The sequence below is a fragment of the Vibrio sp. 10N.286.49.C3 genome, assembly GCF_041469545.1.
GTDB lineage: Bacteria > Pseudomonadota > Gammaproteobacteria > Enterobacterales > Vibrionaceae > Vibrio > Vibrio tasmaniensis_A.
Window position 1 is genome coordinate 1 of record NZ_JBFRKT010000039.1, and the last position, 19,124, is coordinate 19,124.

Annotated in this window: 21 protein-coding genes and 2 pseudogenes; 20 read left to right on the forward strand and 3 right to left on the reverse strand. The window is 42.0% G+C overall.

What is annotated here, in order from left to right; all coding sequences use genetic code 11:
• From AB4180_RS16005 to AB4180_RS16070, 14 genes and pseudogenes are all read left to right on the forward strand, one after another.
• A partial coding sequence (locus tag AB4180_RS16005) for a hypothetical protein (protein ID WP_206747925.1) occupies positions 1-245 on the forward strand: 245 nt, incomplete at its 5' end.
• A 699-nt stretch (positions 246-944) separates the two neighbouring features.
• A complete protein-coding gene (locus AB4180_RS16010) occupies positions 945-1,343 on the forward strand; it encodes an NUDIX hydrolase (RefSeq protein WP_102250089.1) in 399 nt (132 codons plus the stop codon).
• Between the two features lie 46 nt (positions 1,344-1,389).
• Positions 1,390-1,604 (forward strand): annotated as a pseudogene (locus AB4180_RS16015) (hypothetical protein); the annotation flags it as partial.
• 238 nt (positions 1,605-1,842) lie between these two features.
• Positions 1,843-3,261 carry a DASS family sodium-coupled anion symporter gene (locus AB4180_RS16020; protein ID WP_061017792.1) on the forward strand — a complete coding sequence of 473 codons (1,419 nt, stop codon included), beginning with the start codon at positions 1,843-1,845 and terminating at the stop codon, positions 3,259-3,261.
• Positions 3,262-3,267: 6 nt separating this feature from the next.
• Entirely contained in the window at positions 3,268-4,623 is a 1,356-nt protein-coding gene (locus AB4180_RS16025; RefSeq protein ID WP_102250090.1) for an ATP-binding protein, read from the forward strand.
• On the forward strand, positions 4,610-5,083 hold the full coding sequence (locus tag AB4180_RS16030; RefSeq protein ID WP_010438444.1) for a response regulator: 474 nt from the start codon (positions 4,610-4,612) through the stop codon (positions 5,081-5,083). Before AB4180_RS16025 ends, AB4180_RS16030 begins: the two co-directional genes overlap by 14 nt.
• A gap of 463 nt (positions 5,084-5,546) precedes the next feature.
• Complete coding sequence (locus AB4180_RS16035; RefSeq protein WP_004733554.1) at positions 5,547-6,014, forward strand: RDD family protein; 468 nt, start codon at positions 5,547-5,549, stop codon at positions 6,012-6,014.
• 134 nt (positions 6,015-6,148) lie between these two features.
• Positions 6,149-6,529, forward strand: coding sequence for a hypothetical protein (locus AB4180_RS16040; protein ID WP_157936322.1), 381 nt, complete (start codon positions 6,149-6,151; stop codon positions 6,527-6,529).
• Positions 6,530-6,814: 285 nt separating this feature from the next.
• Positions 6,815-7,168 (forward strand): YkgJ family cysteine cluster protein, encoded by a 354-nt coding sequence (locus AB4180_RS16045; RefSeq protein ID WP_102250100.1) that lies wholly within the window; start codon positions 6,815-6,817, stop codon positions 7,166-7,168.
• Positions 7,169-7,334: 166 nt separating this feature from the next.
• Positions 7,335-7,919, forward strand: a complete 585-nt coding sequence (locus AB4180_RS16050) for a DUF1294 domain-containing protein (RefSeq protein WP_102250091.1) — start codon at positions 7,335-7,337, stop codon at positions 7,917-7,919.
• Positions 7,920-7,989: 70 nt separating this feature from the next.
• Positions 7,990-8,121: pseudogene (locus AB4180_RS16055) on the forward strand (GNAT family N-acetyltransferase); the annotation flags it as partial.
• Entirely contained in the window at positions 8,114-8,506 is a 393-nt protein-coding gene (locus AB4180_RS16060; protein WP_102250092.1) for a hypothetical protein, read from the forward strand. The pseudogene AB4180_RS16055 and the gene AB4180_RS16060, both read left to right, overlap by 8 nt.
• 89 nt (positions 8,507-8,595) lie before the next feature.
• Positions 8,596-9,147 carry a class IV adenylate cyclase gene (cyaB, locus tag AB4180_RS16065; RefSeq protein WP_102250093.1) on the forward strand — a complete coding sequence of 184 codons (552 nt, stop codon included), beginning with the start codon at positions 8,596-8,598 and terminating at the stop codon, positions 9,145-9,147.
• A 27-nt stretch (positions 9,148-9,174) separates the two neighbouring features.
• Positions 9,175-9,657 (forward strand): tetratricopeptide repeat protein, encoded by a 483-nt coding sequence (locus AB4180_RS16070; RefSeq protein ID WP_102250094.1) that lies wholly within the window; start codon positions 9,175-9,177, stop codon positions 9,655-9,657.
• A 43-nt stretch (positions 9,658-9,700) separates the two neighbouring features.
• On the opposite strand, the gene AB4180_RS16075 is transcribed toward AB4180_RS16070, so the two are convergent.
• A complete protein-coding gene (locus AB4180_RS16075) occupies positions 9,701-10,147 on the reverse strand; it encodes a hypothetical protein (RefSeq protein ID WP_372081885.1) in 447 nt (148 codons plus the stop codon).
• An 84-nt stretch (positions 10,148-10,231) separates the two neighbouring features.
• Between AB4180_RS16075 and AB4180_RS16080 the strand changes: the two genes are divergently transcribed.
• Entirely contained in the window at positions 10,232-10,669 is a 438-nt protein-coding gene (locus tag AB4180_RS16080; protein ID WP_102250096.1) for a MarR family winged helix-turn-helix transcriptional regulator, read from the forward strand.
• A gap of 107 nt (positions 10,670-10,776) precedes the next feature.
• Here AB4180_RS16080 and AB4180_RS16085 read toward each other — a convergent pair whose 3' ends face one another.
• Together AB4180_RS16085 and AB4180_RS16090 are read right to left on the reverse strand one after the other, a co-directional pair.
• The gene (locus AB4180_RS16085) at positions 10,777-11,805 is read right to left on the reverse strand and encodes a methionine synthase (protein ID WP_017081032.1); all 1,029 of its coding nucleotides are present in this window, start codon (positions 11,803-11,805) and stop codon (positions 10,777-10,779) included.
• Positions 11,806-11,850: 45 nt separating this feature from the next.
• The gene (locus AB4180_RS16090) at positions 11,851-12,828 is read right to left on the reverse strand and encodes a DUF1852 domain-containing protein (RefSeq protein WP_004733564.1); all 978 of its coding nucleotides are present in this window, start codon (positions 12,826-12,828) and stop codon (positions 11,851-11,853) included.
• A gap of 344 nt (positions 12,829-13,172) precedes the next feature.
• Here AB4180_RS16090 and AB4180_RS16095 point away from each other — a divergent pair, with 344 nt between their 5' ends.
• From AB4180_RS16095 to AB4180_RS16115, 5 genes are all read left to right on the forward strand, one after another.
• Positions 13,173-13,982: a sulfite exporter TauE/SafE family protein gene (locus tag AB4180_RS16095; RefSeq protein ID WP_102250101.1), complete on the forward strand. Its 810-nt coding sequence runs from the start codon at positions 13,173-13,175 to the stop codon at positions 13,980-13,982.
• A 226-nt stretch (positions 13,983-14,208) separates the two neighbouring features.
• Complete coding sequence (locus AB4180_RS16100; RefSeq protein WP_102250097.1) at positions 14,209-15,213, forward strand: metal-dependent hydrolase; 1,005 nt, start codon at positions 14,209-14,211, stop codon at positions 15,211-15,213.
• A gap of 209 nt (positions 15,214-15,422) precedes the next feature.
• Positions 15,423-17,039, forward strand: a complete 1,617-nt coding sequence (locus AB4180_RS16105) for an endonuclease (protein WP_102250098.1) — start codon at positions 15,423-15,425, stop codon at positions 17,037-17,039.
• A gap of 603 nt (positions 17,040-17,642) precedes the next feature.
• On the forward strand, positions 17,643-18,407 hold the full coding sequence (locus AB4180_RS16110; protein WP_102250099.1) for a hypothetical protein: 765 nt from the start codon (positions 17,643-17,645) through the stop codon (positions 18,405-18,407).
• 126 nt (positions 18,408-18,533) lie between these two features.
• The coding region (locus tag AB4180_RS16115; RefSeq protein WP_372081886.1) for a hypothetical protein at positions 18,534-19,124 on the forward strand (591 nt) is incomplete at its 3' end.

The window sequence follows — 19,124 nt, forward strand, 5'->3', positions numbered from 1 at the left end:
TTAATTACGCAACAAAGCCTGGCAGGTACTCAAAGTTTTTTAAAGATGAGTATTTCAGATTATTAAGGGTTGTAAAGATGATGCGTGATAATGACCACAATATAGAACAGCAAATTGATTCTTTTATGGCTATGGCTAAAGATAAGTCTATAAACTCATGGGGGCATATTCTTTATTCTGGGGTTAGATCTAACCCTGAATTAATGGATTATCTTAAAAATGGAGATTTGTCCCCGCATCTGTAATTCGCATTAACTAATGCATCAACACGATTTACTACACTCGGCAATCCCAGTTTGCCGAGTGTTTCTCGTTTTAAAACGTCAATTGTGAGTAAAATTGCTTGGTAGTAGACGTGCTATGTAGACGCTGATGGAGCTCTTCATAATTTCCCCAGCTCTTCATAATTTCCCCAGCTCTACATTGTGTGTCAGCCTTTGATATTCGAACATTCCCCATTGATATTGGAATTCGTTAATTTGATATCGCCGATGATTTCGAACCTCTCTCCCTAGACAAAGTATGGATAGAACTCGGCGGTATTTAATGCTTTTGACTTGGAAGTCAAAATGCCATTTGGCTTGTACTGCAATTAGATCATCCCACTACATCAATATTTCAGCGAGCAACGCAATAAGAAGCAGGATATCCAATCGCTTAGTACAACGAGTTCTGTTGTGACGAATTGCGATCCCCTAATTGGTACTATTTAAACCGCAGAATGCCTCTTCTATTGTCACCCGCTTAGTGTACAGATTGGTAATTTGTACTTCATTTAAGGTATATCTAGGGGCATCAGTCGAGAGTAACCACGGCTCCTTTGCACTGTGTTGGTAGATATGGGTAGCGGAGTGTTTTTGGCTAGCTCTGAAATGGCGCTGGGGTTTTCTACCATATTCAAAAGTTGTTCACGAACACTGCACCAATAACCAAGGAAAGCTCAGATGAAAAACATTGCTATGGCGGTGGTTGTAATTGAAGGGAAAGTCTTAATCCAAAAGCGTTTTAGACATCGCCAAGGTATGGTTTTTGAGTTCCCTGGAGGCTCAGTTGATCCCAGAGAGTCGGGGCGCGAAGCCGCAATTAGAGAGTTGTGGGAAGAAACGGGTCTTAAAGATTTACAACTTCTCGGTACTCATCAAGCTCTGAACAACTTAGGTGGTGAAATTCACTATGTAGTTTTGAGTGCGGATCACAATGATGAGCCTAAAATGGTCGACGCAGAAAGACAGCAAACTTTCTATTGGCTAGAGCCCTCAGCTATTCCTCTTGATGACTTTTATCGTGCAGATATCGAGTTTATAGAGAACCATTTGAGTCGATTTACCTCTCAAAGACGCTAGTCATATAACAATAAAATCTATTCGGTCTTAGTTTCAAGGAGGAAACATGACAAGCGACCAACTATTGGAAAGGCACTTTATAGCAGTGCCAGCATCCATCAACCTCATTCTTTAAAAGCTTATTTGGCTGCGAACTATCTGAATGCTTATTTCGTTAAATCAGACAATGTGTGGCTTAAAACGAGTGAGCTGGTAGACCAAACTGAGATAAAAGTTTTAGGCGAGTACTCTGCAACGGTGCAAACGCCGAAGTTTACGGATCTCCCACGCAAAGGCGAACGTTTGCCTTTTGTTTCTCCTGAATTTAATTGCAACAGTAAATCACATACAAACGTAGAGGTAGCGCACAGAATCGAAAAAGGGGATATCGCGATTACGGAATCATTGATCTAGCCGATAGTGAGATAGTGATAAGAGGTCGATAATTCGTTGTCGGACTAAATTAGAACTTTAAATCTAATTTCTAAGTAGTTGTTATCTCAGGAAGAGTTTTTGTGCTATGCGCCCCTATATTAAATACATCATCCCTATTTTAATTCCTTTCATTATCCTCGTAATGCCGCTATCAGCGTTTCCATTTGAAGGCCTTACGATTATTCAACAACGCGTTATCGCGATCTTTTTATTAGCGGCATTGTGCTGGGTGTTCGAGCCTATCCCGATTTACGCGACGTCTGTTGTTATTATCGTTCTGCAATTATTGATGTTGTCGGATAAAGGGCTGATCTTTTTAAGGTTTGAGCATGGGGAGGAACATTTTGGTGAGTTGTTAAAATACAGCGATATCATGGCGACATTCGCCAGCCCAATCATCATGCTGTTTTTGGGTGGTTTCTTCTTAGCGATGGCCGCCACTAAGTATCGATTAGACGTAAACTTAGCCCGTGTATTATTGAAGCCATTTGGACAAGACCCAAAGTTTGTGATGCTCGGCTTAATGTTGATCACTGGTATCTTTTCGATGTTTATGTCTAACACGGCAACAACGGCAATGATGCTATCTATTTTAACGCCGGTACTGGCTGTGTTTGGTCCGAAAGACCCCGGTCGTGTAGCGTTTGCGCTTTGTATCCCTGTCGCCGCTAACATTGGTGGCATTGGTACCCCGATCGGTACCCCTCCGAACGCTATCGCACTTAAATATTTAGTTGGCGATAACCTCATTACGTTCGGTGAATGGATGGCATTTGGTGTGCCGTTTGTCGTTATTATGATGGCGTTAGCGTGGTTTTTAATAGGCTTTATGTACAAAGCTGACCAAAAGAAAATCGAGCTAAGCATCAAAGGTAAATTCCTTAAAACGCCCAAAGCCATTGCGGTGTACGTCACTTTTGCGCTGACCATCATTCTTTGGTTAATGGGCTCAAGCCATGGCATGAACTCTTATACCGTCGCTCTGATTCCTGTCGCTGTGTTCTCACTCACAGGGATCATCAATAAAGAAGACCTGAAGAAAATTTCTTGGGACGTACTGTGGCTTGTATCTGGTGGTATTGCGCTTGGTTTAGCTCTCGATAAAACTGGCTTAGCAAGGCTCGTGGTACACAGCATTCCTTTTGATGCTTACTCACCATATGTGGTGTTGTTCGGAGCGGCGTTCTTGTGTTTGGTAATGGCAAACTTTATGTCTCATACCGCAACGGCTAACTTGTTAATGCCAATTATGGCTGCATTAGGTTCGTCTATGGCTTCACTCACGCCACTAGGCGGTGAGTTAACGTTAATTCTGGTTGTGACTTTTGCTGCTTCATTAGGTATGTCGCTGCCAATCAGTACGCCACCGAATGCGTTGGCTCATGCCACGGGTCATGTGCAAAGTAATCAAATGGCCAGAATCGGTATTATTTTGGGTGTGGTTGGTGTGCTACTGAGTTTTGTTATGGTGTGGGTGCTACATTCAATTGGTCACATAGGATAACGATACGTGTATCAACAAAAGCTAGAAGCACTGATCGATCGTTATTTTAATCAGACAGAGCGTCGGGTGACGTGCCGTGCCGGTAACACAATTATTGAACAATCAGCGTTAAACACTCGTTTATATTATGTGTTTAGTGGAGAACTGGAAGGGTTTTATTCCGAAGCGAATACACCGCAAGTGCGAGTATTTAGCGCGGGTAGTGGGGCTTTTATAGGCGTTCATAGCTTCTTTTCAGGTAATTGGACAGCATCTTCAACGGTTGTTGCTAAAACCGATGTTGAGTTAGCGTGGATCGATAAAGACACGCCTGCAGAAGATGAACGTAACTTTGGCCCTCTTACCGCACAGTTCACACCTGTGATTGTCAACGAGTTGTCGCGTCGTCAACGCCGTGCAACACAAGAAGCGATAGCGAAACAAAAAGCGCTAGAGAAGTTACATACTGCTGAGCAAATGACGACCTTGGGTCAATTAGCTGCAGGGATTGCCCATGAGCTTAACAACGCTATTGGTGTAGTAAATAGCAAATCTGGTCGACTTGAAACGGTCATCATGGATCTGCTCGAAGAAGTGCATCCAGAAGCCAGTCAATTTTTCGATTTTGGGTTAATGCATGGTCAGAAAACGTCGTCGTCAGAAGCGCGAACACGTGGGCGACAATTTGAAAGAAAATATGGTTTAGACAAGAACATTGCTCGCTCTCTTGCAAAGGCGATTCCAATTGACGCTTCATATGCAACAGACGTTATTTCAAAACATTGGCTGAAAAACCCAGAAGAAGCGATTCGCTTTTGGCAGATGGGTTGTGATTTACATGATTTACGTTTGGCATCTAGACACACCGTCGGCATCGTAAAATCGGTTAAACAACTTGGCAGAGTTGATATTGACACCGAAGAAGCGGTTGATATTAACGACTCCATTAACCATGCCTTATCGTTGTTACAAAGTGAGTTACGTAGAGTCTCTGTGCGATTGAGCCCTGCAGATTTGCCGACTTTTAAAGGCTCGAAAACAGAGCTCGTTCAGATTTGGGTCAACATTGTAAAGAACGCTTGTGATGCAATGTCGAATTCGGACGATGCTGCAATAGAAATTCAAACCAGATTAAGTAAGAAAAGAATATTAGTTACGATCACGAATAACGGCCCTGAGATAGACGAGGTGACTCGTAGAAAGGTATTTCAGCCCAACTTCACCACTAAAAAAGGTGGTTTATCGTTTGGATTGGGCTTGGGTTTATCAATCGTTAAACGGATTGTGGCGGGTTATGGCGGAAGTATCATTGTGAAAAGTGATGCTTCTAAAACTGTATTTAGAATCAAGTTACCAGTAGAGGGTGAACATGGAGAAGCTTAATTTAATCTGTGTCGATGACCAGAGAGAAGTACTGAGCGCAGTGGTACAAGATTTAGAGCCGCTGGCGAGTTGGCTGAATATTGAAGATTGTGAATCAGCACAAGAAGTGCTTGATCTCATTGATGAACTTGACGCAGAAGGCGAACACATTACCGTCATCGTGTCTGATCATGTGATGCCAGGGAAAACGGGTGTGGAGTTACTCACTGACGTGTTCCATGACAGCCGCTTTCCGAATACAAAGAAAATTCTTCTTACAGGGCAGGCCACTCATACTGATACCATCAATGCGATTAATGCAGCAGGCATCGACCGTTACTTTGAAAAGCCTTGGCAAGCAAGCACATTAGTTGAATGCATTCGCACTCTTGTCACTGAGTACATATTTGATCAAGGGCTTGATTACACGGACTATCAGAATGAGCTCGACCAGCAGGTTGTGTTGAGACGCTTGCGTTAGTCTCTTATGTTAGCGACTTACGCTAGTCACTTATGTCAGTCGCTTGAAATTATATGCACCGAAGGACGCTTTCTGAAGGATCTTGTCTGTGAAAGACGTAATCTTTCGGTGCATATATTACCTATCTCTTTTAGTAGTTTAGGTTTTAGTACTCAGTTATTAACACACTGGTTGCTGGCTTAAGTCTAAAACTCATGCGCAACGCCAACGCCAACAGATGCATTGTGCTTTCTTCACGAAAGATTCCCAGAACATGCAGCAGAACTAAAATGTGTCGCAGAGTACTAGTGTCGTTTGTTGGAAAAGTGAGAGTACTCGCTTTCTATCAGATGCAGCGGCAGATTAATTTGGTCACAATATTGAACAGTCGTTAGCTTACAATCATTTTGGTTGGTAGTATTAATCACAATTCAACAGAGCGCTTGGCCGTAATGTGATTTAAACAAAACAGATAGGATATTTTATGGACAATGAGCAATTAGAGTATGCAGGTTTTTGGGTGCGATTAGGAGCTGCGTTGATTGATACCTTCCTGTTCTTACTGGTGACTATGCCTTTATTATATTGGGTATATGGTGATTACTATTTTGATTCAGATGAGTTCATCTTAGGCGGCTGGGATGTATTATTAAATTGGGTATTACCTTTTATCGCAACTGTGATATTTTGGGTTTATCGATCTGGTACTCCAGGCAAAATTGCTTTGAAGCTTCAAGTTGTGAATGCGGAGACTGGACAGGCGCTTTCTACGGGCAAATCAATTTTAAGGTACCTTGCGTATTACCTAAGTATTCTTCCATTGTGTCTTGGCTTTGTTTGGATTGCGTTTAGCGGAAAGAAACAAGGTTGGCATGATTTAATTGCCAATACAGTCGTTGTTAGACCTACAAATAAAGGTATTGAACCCGTACAGTTTGGAAAGCGAGCTTGAGAATAATTCCAACTGACAGATAACGCGTGAATCGTTATCTGTCTATTCATCTGCGATTCGCTTACGCCGTAATCCTGATGGCTTTGCGCGACTGCGGTGACTTATTCATTCGTTGGGAAAGTGAGGGTAGAACAATGATTTCATGGATAATAATGGTGTTTGCAACTATTGGAGCAATGGTCGTTAGTGTAATCAGTGGCTTCTTCCTTTTTGATGAGTTTATTGGTTTATGGCCTGAGCCTGTTGTTGGCTTTATTACAGCATTCCTCGTTGTTGCTACTGCCTATATCACTGCACCTAAATATCCAGTGATAATATCTGGGGTTGTATTGCTTCTCGGTTCTTTTGTATCTTGGAAATACCTTTCCATTGCTTCATACCCTGAATGGCATGAGTTAGCCTATCAACAGACTTATATACCATTATTTACAACACTTTTAGGTGGTGTAATAGGGGCATTGGTTATTATTTGTTACGGTCAATTGATTTTGGATAATTGCCTAACAAAACGATGAAATACAAATTTGTAACCAAGTAAACTGTTGCCTAAAAAGCACTCCAGCCGACAGTCAGTGGATGTATTTTCTGTCTCAACTTAGTTGGGTGTAATCGGTGCGTAGTTGTGAGTTCAAGTTTGTGCTGATTTATCGGGTTACATGGATTCTCTGTCGTCAAATATCCATAAAAATTATGCTGATGGTTTTATGACTGAGGTACCTTAGATTTGGGTTAATTCTCAACTTCTAGCTAATTATGTATTGCTCTATAATGGTCTCGTATTAAATGAGAAGAAGATAATGATGAACAATAATAGAGAAATCATTACATACCTACGCGAGAGTATTCCGGCGTTTGAATGCGTTAAGGGCTGCCATGATTGTTGTGGGCCAGTAACGACTTCCTCGGAAGAAATGTCGCGTCTACCAGTGAAATCTGACGCTGAACATGAAGCTGCCTTAGACGAATATAACTGTGTGTATTTAGGCCCCAATGGCTGTGAGGTATATGAAGAGCGACCATTAATTTGTCGGTTGTTTGGTACAACACCTCGTATGCCATGCCCAAATGGGTGTCGTCCGTTAGAGATGGTCAATTCAAAAATTGAACGTCAGGTGCATTACTTCATCAGAAATACTCGTCAGGTTTTAGTGTAGTTGGCTCAATAGCCAACAGAGCAAGCCCCAATCACATAAGCATTAAAGATAGCCCCACCTATAGCATTTTTAGTTTCGCACTTACGGTGGCTTTGTTTGGAAATAGTGCTGTTAACGGCGATTTAATAAAGCGCTAATCGATAGATATTAAATACGAAGGTCGATCATGAAAGGTAAAATCATCGAATGGAATGATGACAAAGGTTACGGTTTCATTTCCTCTCTAGGAGGTGAGCTTAAAGTATTTATTCATGCATCGTCGGTTAAGAATTCAAGACGCCGCCCTGCGTTACATGACAACGTGATGTTTGAAGTAAAGGAAGATAGTAAAGGCCGATTTAATGCCCGAAATGTTGTGATTGAAGGGGCAAATGGCTTCCCATTTACAGTATTGTTTGGTTTTAGCTTTTTGGTAGCGGCAAGCGCGTCGATAGTTGTTTTTGATGGGTTATTGATACTCATCCCCGCATATTTAGTTTTGAGTCTATTTACTTACCTGATGTTTTCTTGGGATAAGCAAGCAGCCCAAAACGGGAACTGGAGGACGTCAGAGAAAACCCTTCACTTGCTTTCATTATTCGGAGGGTGGCCTGGTGCGTTATTGGCGCAATTCCAGTTACGGCATAAGTCGAGTAAGCAGCCCTTCAAATTTGTTCTATGGGTTACCATCATACTAAATATTTGTGGTTTTATATGGTTACTTACAGGCGCTGAAGTCAGTTTTATAAGCAGCATTCTGAGTAGACTTTAACTCGCGTTTAACTGTTTCCAAGCGAGCTAGTAGGGTTGGATATATCTAGGTAAGTGAGCAATAAGGTCATTTACGAGTGTTCCGTGAGAATCCCGCGATTAAGCTTTATCAAGCAAAAGGTTTTACTAAGTTGTCTGAAGTGAAAGGGCTCGTTGAAATGGAACTGATTTTAGGATCATCATTGAGAGGGTGTCATGGATAACCGTATCCGATTAAATTTTGTTAAATATACACTGCTTGAGTTCGTACTTGCTGCGTTCTTATTAGTGTCTATTTATTGGCTATTTGGTGATAACCCTCAATCAGTACCTACTATTGGGTTGATGTTCAGTGCTGTTGCGGTACTAAAAGTCGTCACGTTATGGTGGCAGTTCCGCAATCGCTCTTTTGAAATATCGAACAACCATGTTTGTTTCGATGGTCACGCTTGCGATATCAAGTTACAGGGAAATATTCTTCCTTTTGGGATCGGCTCATTCATCAAACTTTCATACACGAAAGGTGCAATGCAGAAACACAATATTTACCTTTCTAAAGGCGCAATGAACAAAGAAGAATGGACCCGTATGTTAGCGTGTCGAACATAGTTTCACGGCTTTCGTTTGTGTTGTGCGCCAGTTTGTATTTCGGATTCGGTTGGTATGCTAGTATCGCCTTTTTTGCATTGAGCTAACCTATGACTAACGATCATTTCAAAGGCAAATATGAGGTTGAGCTGAAGTATCGACTTAGCTCTAAGTCTGAGTTCTTGAAAACTTTGAACCTAATTGCTCATGAAGTAATGCTGCAAGACAATCAGGAATGTGATTGGTATTTTGATAGCTCTGATAGAAGTTTACAGGCTCAGAACAAAAGCTTGTGTATTCGTACTATGGAGCCGTCGGGTATCAAACTATGGATCGTAAAAGGCCCTGAGTCTGATCGATGCGAAGCGACAAACATCACTGATGCGTCGAATGCTAAGAGTATGCTAGAGAACTTGGGGTACGAAGTGATTCTTAAAGCGCAGAAAACTCGCAGTATCTATTTTGTTGGAGAGTTCCATATCACGGTCGACTCTCTTGTGGGTATTGGTGATTTTGCCGAATTTGCAATCATGACGGACGATGAGTCTAAGTTGTCTGTGTATAAAAGTGAGCTTGAGTTGTTAGCCAGTAAGTTCGGGCTGACTCAATCGGCACTGCAAACTCAGTCTTATAAACAGATGTTCGAGGAAATGAACGCATAGTACAGCGCTTAAGCGTCAGGGAGAGTTATGGACACCATTATCAAACAAGCAATCGAACTGCGAAAAGAAGAGAAGTATCAAGCCTCGCGTGACTTACTGGCAACGCTACTCACTGATGAAAACTATGCGGCGAAAGCTCATTTACAGATTGCGTGGTCTTACGACAACCAAGGCAAAGAGCAACAGGCGATTGATCACTATGTGCTGTCTCTGTCTGGCGTGCTTTCTTCAGTAGAGCGTTTTGATGCATTGTTCGGCTTGGCGAGTACTTATAGAAGCCTTGGGCTCTATGCAGAGGCTTTAAGCTATTTCGAACAGACTATGGCTGAGTATCCTGATTCGATAGAAGTGAAACCTTTCTACGCAATGTGCTTGTACAATTTAGGTCGCCATAAAGAGGCGACATCGCTGTTACTTGAGCTTTTAGTTTCCACGACGAATAGCGAAGCGATCAAAGAGCACCAACGAGCGATCTCTTTATATGCTCAAGACTTAGATAAAACCTGGTAACAGCCGCGTATAAAGCTCATCTGTTTGCTTAAACACGATGAGCTTAGCCTTGTGTTGCCTTCTTAGGACGAAACTTTCTGCCGTCCATGATATTCAAAGACATCATTGTTAGGTTGGTCGCGCCTGCTATCAGTTCTAAAACCTGAACGCTATAAAACACTGAGTCGAACTCTCCTAAACTTGCCCACTGGTTTAAAAAGTAAGCGGCCGGAATCAAAATAACGATCCCGTTGAACGCGATAATTGGCATGCGTTTACTCTTACGCTCAACTATTTTCCCTTTACGTTGTTTTGCCATAGCTGCACCGGTCGCACCAGTGATCGCAATGGCTGGGACAAGAATAAACAAGCCCGGAAAAACGATCATCGACTTGACTAGCTTCACTGATTCCAAAGTACCAAACAGTTCTACAAGCAATGTGCTGGTAAAGAATGTCGCGACACACAGTGTTGCTGTTAATGCCGCTGTTTTGTGGATTATTGGTTTCATATCATTTGCGCCTTTAATTTGGTAACATGTTGTCAATTTGGCTTAAGTCTAATTTAATGACAGCATGTTGTCAAAGTGAGTATTATGGATACGAATGGAGAAGTTTTCACAAAGATCGCACTAGAGATCTTTAAGGTCAGTGGTCTATTGAATGCTGAGGGTGACAAATTAACCGAAGAGTTAGGGTTAAGCAGTGCCAGATGGAAGGTGATGGGTGCGATCGAAAAGTCCGATGATCTGGTCACCGTTTCTCAAATTTCTCGTATTATGGGGCAAAGCCGACAAGCGACTCAGCGTGTTACCGACATCATGGTGAAAGATGGCCTGCTAACTTGGCTTGATAACCCGAATCACAAAAAAGCAAAGTTGGTTAACATGACTGAAAAGGGCAAGGAAGCGTATTCGCTGTTAGATAAAAAACAGGAAGTATGGGCTGAAAGTGGCGCTGAAAGCATTGAAAGAGACGAGCTTGATAAGGCGCTAATCACTCTGAAGAAGATGGCTACTTTCTTAGATAAATAAATAGATAAATAGATAAATAGAGAGTGGAAGTTGAGAAGAGTACGGAAGCCTAAGCATCGATGTGATACTTAGGCTTCAGGGTATAGCTTCTGTTCTTTAGGAAAGCGTTACGCTGAAAGCTCTTTACGAACGATCTCTGCGCCAGCACTTAGCGCATTAAGCTTCGCTGAGGCAATTTCGCGAGGCAGGGGAGCCATGCCACAGTTGGTGCAAGGGTAGAGCTTATCGGCATCAACATACTTAAGTGTTTCTCGTAGAGTGTTAGCCACTTCTTCTGGTGTTTCAATCGAGTCGGTAGCCACATCAATCGCACCGACCATCACTTTCTTGCCTCGCACGAGTTCAAGTAGCTCAAGAGGTACATGAGAGTTGTGACACTCTAAAGAGATAATATCGATATTCGATTGCTGCAGCTTAGGAAATACTTCTTCGTATTGGCGCCACTCGGTGCCTAGTGTCTTTTTCCAATCCGTATTCGCTTTGATCCCGTAGCCATAACAAATATGCACTGCTGTTTCGCACTTAAGCCCTTCAATGGCTCTTTCTAAGCACGCGATGCCCCAATCATTCACTTCATCAAAAAACACGTTAAACGCAGGTTCATCGAACTGAATAATATCAACGCCTGCAGCCTCTAACTCTTTCGCTTCTTCGTTGAGGATCTTCGCAAATTCCCACGCCAGTTTTTCACGGCTTTGGTAATGCGCATCGTAAAGTGTATCAATCATGGTCATAGGCCCCGGCAGAGCCCATTTGATCGGTTGATCGGTTTGTTGACGTAAGAATTTCGCATCTTCGACAAACACGGATTTCTGACGAGAAACAGGGCCAACGACTGTAGGGACACTTGCATCGTAACGGTCGCGGATTTTAACGGTTTCACGCTTTTCAAAATCAACGCCATTCAAGTGTTCAATGAAGGTCGTTACAAAGTGCTGACGTGTTTGCTCACCGTCACTCACAATATCAATGCCTGCTTGCTGCTGCTCGTGCAGAGAGACACGCAGCGCATCTTGTTTGCCATCTGTGAGTTCAGCGCCTTGAAGTTTCCATGGCGACCAAAGCGTCTCTGGTTGTGCAAGCCAAGACGGTTTCGGCAAGCTGCCCGCTGTTGAAGTCGGTAATAGTGTTTTCATAATAATACTGCCTATCCTTGGGTGGTTTGAGAGCGCAATAGACGATTAAAGTGCGTAATTTGCCGACCAGTTCTCTAGAACTGATTGGTATGGCTTAATGAAATTCTCTTCTGCGAATTTACCTTGTTCAACCGCTAGCTGGCTTCGTTCTTCACGGTCGTACACGATTTGAGTCAGCGAGTGATCCAAGTTTTTCAAGTTTGGTTGGTAACAGTTGCCCGCAACCGCGTTCGCGTTGTAAATCTCAGGTCGGTAGATTTTCTGGAACGTACCCATTGTGCTGATGGTGCTGATAAGCTCGAGGTTAGAGTAATCGTTCAGCAGATCACCAAAGAAATAGAAGGCCAAAGGTGCAACACTGTTTGGCGGCATGAAATAACGAACCTGTAAGCCCATCTTCTTAAAATATTGCTCAGTTAAAGAAGACTCATTCGGCTGGTATTCAAAACCTAATACTGGGTGTTGGTTTTCAGTGCGGTAATAGGTTTTATTATCTGACACGCTTAAGCAAATAACAGGTGGCTTATTAAAGTTCTTTTTGTAAGCGTCAGAGTTAACGAAATATTTAAAAAGCTTGCCGTGTAAATCACCAAAATCTTCTGGAATGCTGAATTTATCTTGGCCTTTATTATGATCCAATAGACGTACGCTAAAGTCATAATCTCGAACATAAGAAGAGAAGTTATTTCCGATAATGCCTTCAATACGCTCGTTGGTTTTACGGTCCAGAATATTGGTTTTCAGCACTTCAATTGAAGGGAATGCTTCACCGTTGCTTTCAATGTCCATATCAACAGAAATGATTTCAAGTTCAACAGAGTAGCGGTCACCCTTAGGATTGTCCCAGTGTGCTAACGCGTTGAAACTGTTATCGATCATTTGTAGCGCATTACGCAAGTTCGCTTGGCGGCTGTCGCCTCTAGCCAAGTTAGCAAAGTTGGTTGTGATACGCGTGCTGTCTGCAGGCTGGTAGTTCTCGTCGAGGCTAATGCTCTTAATCGTAAAATTAAATTCTTTATTCATGCTGATTTGGTATCCCAATTTGTTTTCTGATTCTCTCGGTCTTTAGTATTAAAACGGCTTTTATTTTTTTGCTTGTGACCGGATTAAGAATCGAAGGCTATGTTGTCTGAAATTAATGCTTAGTAGAATTAATGTCGTATAAAGTTTATCGCTTAAGGTTTTTATACGTGGATAGGTTGACCATTAACAATGGTATTACTTCACATTCAACATGAGGAATATTCATGATCTATTCTGTTTGAATATTTAAGTCGGTGTCAGTTATATTAATTAGCTTGATGGAAATATAACCACATTAATAGTGTGTTATTTAAGACAATTAATTTAATTAAGAGATGGATGAAATGAGTGAATTGCTGTTGTTGATTTTCTACTGTGCGTTACTGGGCAGTGGTGTTGGGTTTCTAGCCGGGCTTTTGGGGATTGGCGGAGGGCTGATCATTGTTCCGGTGCTAAGCAGCATTTTACTTCACTTAGAGATTCTACCTGCGGATCAAGTGGTTGTTGCGGCCATCGCTACTTCGTTGGCATCGATACTGTTCACCTCAACTTCTTCTGCACTTGCTCACCACAAGAATGGGAACGTGCCTTGGGATCTGGCGCCTTGGATCATGCTCGGTGTTGCTCTGGGTGCATTGGTTAGTGGTTTTATGGCAGCTCTGTTGCCGGAAAAAGTCGTTCGTATTGTGTTTGCCGTTAGTGTGGTTCTTATTGCGATCAAGATGTTCTTAAGCAGTAAAAATGATGCACCTAAGGAACGAAAACTGCCAAACAAGGGCGTGCTAACGGTGCTGACAACCATTACGGGTGGCTTGTCTGCCATGATAGGCATTGGTGGCGGTGCATTGCTGGTTCCGCTATTAACGTTCTTCTCTGTTGATATGAAAAAGGCCATTGGCTGCGCGTCGGCTTGTGGCATTGTGATCGCGTTGTTTGGCTCGATAGGTTACATCAGTTCGGGCAGCAGCCACTTTGCTCTATCTGATGGTTTTGCTGGTTTTGTTTATCTGCCTGCGCTGCTGGGTATTGTGTGCACTTCATGGTTTACGGCTCCGTTGGGCGCAAAAGCCACCAACCATTTACCGGTTCCGACGATTAAGAAAATCTTCTCAGTACTGTTGGTTGTTATCGCAGTAAGCATGGTAGCGCGTTAATTAAAGATCGTTCAGTGTGGATATATAGAACAAAAACGAATAAATTGATCAACCACCAATAATTAGAAAAGGGCAGTTTCATAACTGCTCTTTTTTTGTTTATCGGTCTATGCTTATACAGCTATGTGCATGAGTATATTGATAAAACCGTTTAGTTATGAACAATTCACTGCTACAGCTAAATGTATCTTGTTTGATTCAATGGAATGCTATCAATGAGTGGTTTATGGATCCTTTAACGCAGGGCGTGTTAGGCGCTTCTTTGTCACAATCGGCCAGCAAAAAACAACATTTGGTTGTTGCTGGGGTATTAGGTTTACTCTCCGGGTTGGCTCCAGATTTAGATGCACTGATTAAGTCTCAGAGTGACCCTTTGTTGGCTTTGGAGTTTCATCGACAATTTACCCATTCACTCTTTTTTATCCCCATTGGCAGTTTGATCTGTGCTTTGGTTCTGCATCACCTGATTGCAAAAAGGCGTGGGCTTTCTTTCAAACAAAGCTGGCTGTTTTGTGCTCTGGGTTATGGCACTCATGCACTGTTAGACGCTTGTACCACTTATGGCACGCAGTTACTTTGGCCTTTCACCAACGCGCGTTTTGCTTGGAATACCATATCAATCATCGATCCTGTTTATACGCTTCCCATCTTAATTTTACTTGTGTTTGCAACGTTGAAACGAGCGCCTTGGCTAGCGCGTGTCGCATTTGCTTGGGCTCTAATCTATCCAACATTAGGGATGATTCAGCGGGACAGGGCAGAGGCGGTTGGGTGGCAATTAGCGCAAGAAAGACAACACACGCCGCTTCGATTAGAGGCAAAACCAAGCTTTGCGAATATCTTAGTTTGGAAAGTGGTGTACGAAACAGAGGCTCATTATCATGTAGACGCAGTGCGGGTTGGTACATCGGTAAACGTATATCCAGGAGAGTCGGTCGCTAAGCTGAACGTGAGTCAGGATTTCCCGTGGCTTGCCCCTAATTCACAACAAGCAAAAGATATTGAACGCTTCCGCTGGTTCTCTAATGGTTATATTGCTCAGGACCCAACGGACGAGTTGCGTATTATCGATGTCCGATACTCAATTGTACCGAATCAAATGAAAGCACTTTGGAGTATCAAATTGTCTCAATCTGCCGATGCAGAGACACACATAAAGTACGAAACCCACAGAGACAACACACCAAAGTCGAGACAAATCTTCTTCGATATGCTCACTGGCGATAAATGATCTAGTTCTAAACAGTAAAAAGGCTGAGTCAGATAATCTGCTCAGCTTTTTATTCGTTTATTTAACTGGTCGACGTTGCATTGCTTTACATCACATATATTAATAAAGCTGATAGTGTTTACATTTACAAATGTGATGTATATCTCTATTCATCTTTTGAATACTTTCTAAGCTTAGTTAGCTTTTTATCTAATTAAACAGAAGGTTACATGATAAATAGAATAATAACACTAAGTGGCGTTGCATTACTTTGTTCAGCGAGTGCGCATGCGCAAATGCAAAATGGAAGTTTCGAAAGCTGGGAAGGAAACGTACCATCTGGATGGAGTGTGATTGACTCCGGCATTGCACTTTCGCTCTCTACCGATCCTGTAAATAACGGCAGTTTCTCTGCGCAAGTAACAGTGAATACAGGCACTCAAAGTAATACCGATTTTCTGCAAACGATAAGTGTTGAACAAGGGAAAACTTATGATTTCTCTGTCGATGTTTACCATACGGAAGGCAACGTGAAAGCTCGCCTTTTTGTTGATGGCTATTTAGGCTACTCGAATAATGGTTTAACGAATCAGTGGCAAGCATTGACTCACTCGTACAGCGCTACGAGCACTAAAGATATCGTTGTGGGCGTACGATTTTATGATGATGCAGGTTTTGATGGTTCGGAAGTGGTGTATTTAGATAACTTTCAGCCGACGGAGACTCCACCCCCACAAAGCTGCAATGACACAAGTGCCGCACTCACGCTAGTGACGGATAACTATGGTTCTGAAACCAGTTGGTCTCTCAAAAACTCAGTTTCTCAAACTCTTTATTCTGGTTCAGACTATCAAAATAACACCATCAATGAAGTGGAAATGTGTTTAGCGGATGGTAGCTACATCCTAGAAGTCTTAGACTCTTATGGAGATGGAATGTGCTGCAGTGTGGGGAATGGTTCATACAGTTTATCGGTAAACGGAACCGTTGTGGCATCTGGTGGTGATTTCCAAGCAAGTCAGAGTACAGAATTTACAATTGGTGGTTCAACTACACCACCAACTGAACCACCAGTTTTAGGTGAGTATTATAAAGACGCTGAAGGCAAAGTGGGCTTTGCGTTAAAAACGGCCTTATATCAAATTATTGATAATCATAGCAGTCAGGGTTACACCGCTATTTGGACGTTGGTGTCTGAGGCTGACCTAGACGCATACTATGACACTGATGGGTCGATTCTCGATATGTATTCGGAGAAACCTTCAGGCTCTGATTCAATCCAATTTACTAAGGTGGCCGATCAATGTGGTCAATACAGCAAAGAAGGTGATTGCTACAACCGTGAGCACTCATTCCCGAAAAGCTGGTTTGGAGGGAAAGTCGAGCCAATGAACTCTGACGGTCACCATTTATTTGCCACTGACGGCTACGTTAACTCGAAACGTAGTAATTGGCCATTTGGTGAGGTGAGTAGCGCGACATACACATCAAGCAATGGTTCTAAGTTAGGCAGCGCAGCGAACTCTCTTGGTTATGTGGGTACGGTGTTTGAGCCAATTGATGAGTTTAAAGGTGATTTCGCAAGAGCATATTTCTACATGGCAACACGTTATGAAAATGAAATCGCTAATTGGGAAGGGAACTCTACAAGCTCTGATGCCGTTCTGGATGGAACCAATACAACCGTTTTTGAACCTTGGCTACTTACTATGCTAAAGCGTTGGCATTCTGAAGATCCAGTAAGCCAAAAAGAAATCGACCGAAATAAGGCAGTACATGATTTTCAAGGGAATCGTAATCCGTTTATTGACCATCCAGAGTTTGTAAGCCAAATCTGGGGAAATTAATCGGAATATAACCACCATGACAATGGCTTCATGATTATTGAATTGAGCCCAATCCTTTATTTGGGCTTTTTTATTGAGAGGCATTAGAGAGCATGATTTTTAATATTTGAAAAAAGCATATTGTCATGAAGGTACGTATACTTGTCAGTGCTCGGCACCTTCAATACTGGACGCTACGTCAAGCGACTTTCCATACCTTTAGTTATCTCTGAATTGTTAATTTAGGGGAAGCTGTAGCTCATTTATGCCCCATTATAAGCCAGAGGAAATACTCATTCACATACTGTTCATGTGCGTTTCCCCTACCAAATCTAATCCGATGAAAGAAGATAAGACCATGCTCATTTGGAGTGTAAGCAGGCTGGAAATCGCATTGCTCCGAAGCCGAAGAAGTTATACGGAAACTTTCGGCAATTTCTGAAGTTCACATCCTAGTCTCTAAGCAATACGGGCATTAGATTGAACGTGAGTATAATTAGCGTTACCATTGATTGCATATAAATACGGAAAAAAAACGTCGATAAAACGTTAGCCGTACAAAGTCCACGGAACAAATGTGTCTATGGTATTATTAGCGTTATCAGACATTAGCTTCTACTATCAATGCTTACTCAGACTATCGAAGAACTCAAAAAAGCTACACCTCTTAAAGTTATTTCTATCATTTCAGATTTTGCAACGATACTCGGTGTTTCGGTCGGTACGTTAGTTGCCGGACCTTTGCTGGGTGAGTTGACCGGAAAGGGGTTTGAACTTTCAGACTTTTTATGGGCTGTATTCTTCTACTTTTTATTCATTTCATTGTTCGCTTTCGGTTTTACTGGGCTAATAAAACAGTCTATTCACCGTATCAAGAATAAACGCTACCTGAGTGGCATTTTGTCGTTAGCAGGCACATTACTTTTTGTTACGTTGACAATAAATTTCTTCCCTAATTTGACAAACCTATTTGGTAATGTTTCAGGTAGTCGTTATCTGCTTCCACCTAAGCCAAGTTTAGTCAACGCACAATTGAATTCTTTGAAGTTCGAAAAGAAAGGGGAAATTCTTTTCTTGAAAGGCAATATTAAATTTGATGAAACGGCGGATCCTAATGACTATACCGTAGCTCTCTACATTATGAATGAAGAAACAGGGGAGTATGAATATAGTTATTTTGGACTAAATAAAACTTACGCTCTATTAAATTCAAATGGAGACTTCACAATGCCAAAGGTGCCGCCACGCTCCAAAGAAAGCGCATATATCGCAGTTTATTTGTTAGCTGACAAGCAAGGTGGCATGGGCAGTGAGTTTCCAAACAAACTTACGCAAATTCCAGCTAAGAGTATGGACCAGTTAGGAGCTACGGCGTTCAGAGTCCCATAATATCTGGCTAACAAATAAGGATTAAGCGTTGCGTAGCCAACGTTAAATCCCAAGTGTGAACAAGCCCGAGCCTCTATATAAGTAAGTTGTGCGATCTGCACGTCATTCAAGTGTGAGAGTAGTTAATTGAAATATCGAAACTTATTGAGTCAGAATTTTTGGCTATGGTTTGTTCCTTGGAATGGGCTGTTTATTTTCAGTTTATGCCTGCTCTTAAACGATGTAGAGCTTGGTAAGTTTCTTCTATCATTTGCAGGCACTAGCTTGATCGCTTTGCTCACAGCAATGGCAGCTTTCAATAATATGGACGTAAATGAAAAGAAGAAAAGAGCGAGAGATGAATATTTAGCATACGTAGATTTGCTACAGATCGTATGTGAACGTTACTATCTTCTTCGAAACCTAATTGGTCATTCTAATCGAAACAATCATATTGACTGGTTTTGTCGAGGGTTATTTACGCCATATATAGTTCCAGTTACTGACTTTAAAAGCGCAGATTTCGGACGTTTTTATTTTCTTTCCAGAAAGATGACAGACAAGCATACTGTTGGTACTGAGGTTGAAGAAAGTCAGCAAGCCTTTAATACTGTTTATTACACTCAACTGGAAGGTAACTTAAAGGCTATATTAAGTTCAATTCAGCGTAGAAATGATCTTTATGAAAGGAAAATATTTCCTGTACTGACAACCTTAAAGTGGCTTTGTTGCGTAATT

Coding starts and splice junctions, on each gene's coding strand:
- AB4180_RS16010 (WP_102250089.1), top strand. CDS start 945: ATGAAAAACATTGCTATGGCGGTGGTTGTAATTGAAGGGAAAGTCTTA.
- AB4180_RS16020 (WP_061017792.1), top strand. CDS start 1,843: ATGCGCCCCTATATTAAATACATCATCCCTATTTTAATTCCTTTCATT.
- AB4180_RS16030 (WP_010438444.1), top strand. CDS start 4,610: ATGGAGAAGCTTAATTTAATCTGTGTCGATGACCAGAGAGAAGTACTG.
- AB4180_RS16035 (WP_004733554.1), top strand. CDS start 5,547: ATGGACAATGAGCAATTAGAGTATGCAGGTTTTTGGGTGCGATTAGGA.
- AB4180_RS16040 (WP_157936322.1), top strand. CDS start 6,149: ATGATTTCATGGATAATAATGGTGTTTGCAACTATTGGAGCAATGGTC.
- AB4180_RS16045 (WP_102250100.1), top strand. CDS start 6,815: ATGAACAATAATAGAGAAATCATTACATACCTACGCGAGAGTATTCCG.
- AB4180_RS16050 (WP_102250091.1), top strand. CDS start 7,335: ATGAAAGGTAAAATCATCGAATGGAATGATGACAAAGGTTACGGTTTC.
- AB4180_RS16060 (WP_102250092.1), top strand. CDS start 8,114: ATGGATAACCGTATCCGATTAAATTTTGTTAAATATACACTGCTTGAG.
- cyaB (WP_102250093.1), top strand. CDS start 8,596: ATGACTAACGATCATTTCAAAGGCAAATATGAGGTTGAGCTGAAGTAT.
- AB4180_RS16070 (WP_102250094.1), top strand. CDS start 9,175: ATGGACACCATTATCAAACAAGCAATCGAACTGCGAAAAGAAGAGAAG.
- AB4180_RS16075 (WP_372081885.1), bottom strand. CDS start 10,147: ATGAAACCAATAATCCACAAAACAGCGGCATTAACAGCAACACTGTGT.
- AB4180_RS16080 (WP_102250096.1), top strand. CDS start 10,232: ATGGATACGAATGGAGAAGTTTTCACAAAGATCGCACTAGAGATCTTT.
- AB4180_RS16085 (WP_017081032.1), bottom strand. CDS start 11,805: ATGAAAACACTATTACCGACTTCAACAGCGGGCAGCTTGCCGAAACCG.
- AB4180_RS16090 (WP_004733564.1), bottom strand. CDS start 12,828: ATGAATAAAGAATTTAATTTTACGATTAAGAGCATTAGCCTCGACGAG.
- AB4180_RS16095 (WP_102250101.1), top strand. CDS start 13,173: ATGAGTGAATTGCTGTTGTTGATTTTCTACTGTGCGTTACTGGGCAGT.
- AB4180_RS16100 (WP_102250097.1), top strand. CDS start 14,209: ATGGATCCTTTAACGCAGGGCGTGTTAGGCGCTTCTTTGTCACAATCG.
- AB4180_RS16105 (WP_102250098.1), top strand. CDS start 15,423: ATGATAAATAGAATAATAACACTAAGTGGCGTTGCATTACTTTGTTCA.
- AB4180_RS16110 (WP_102250099.1), top strand. CDS start 17,643: ATGCTTACTCAGACTATCGAAGAACTCAAAAAAGCTACACCTCTTAAA.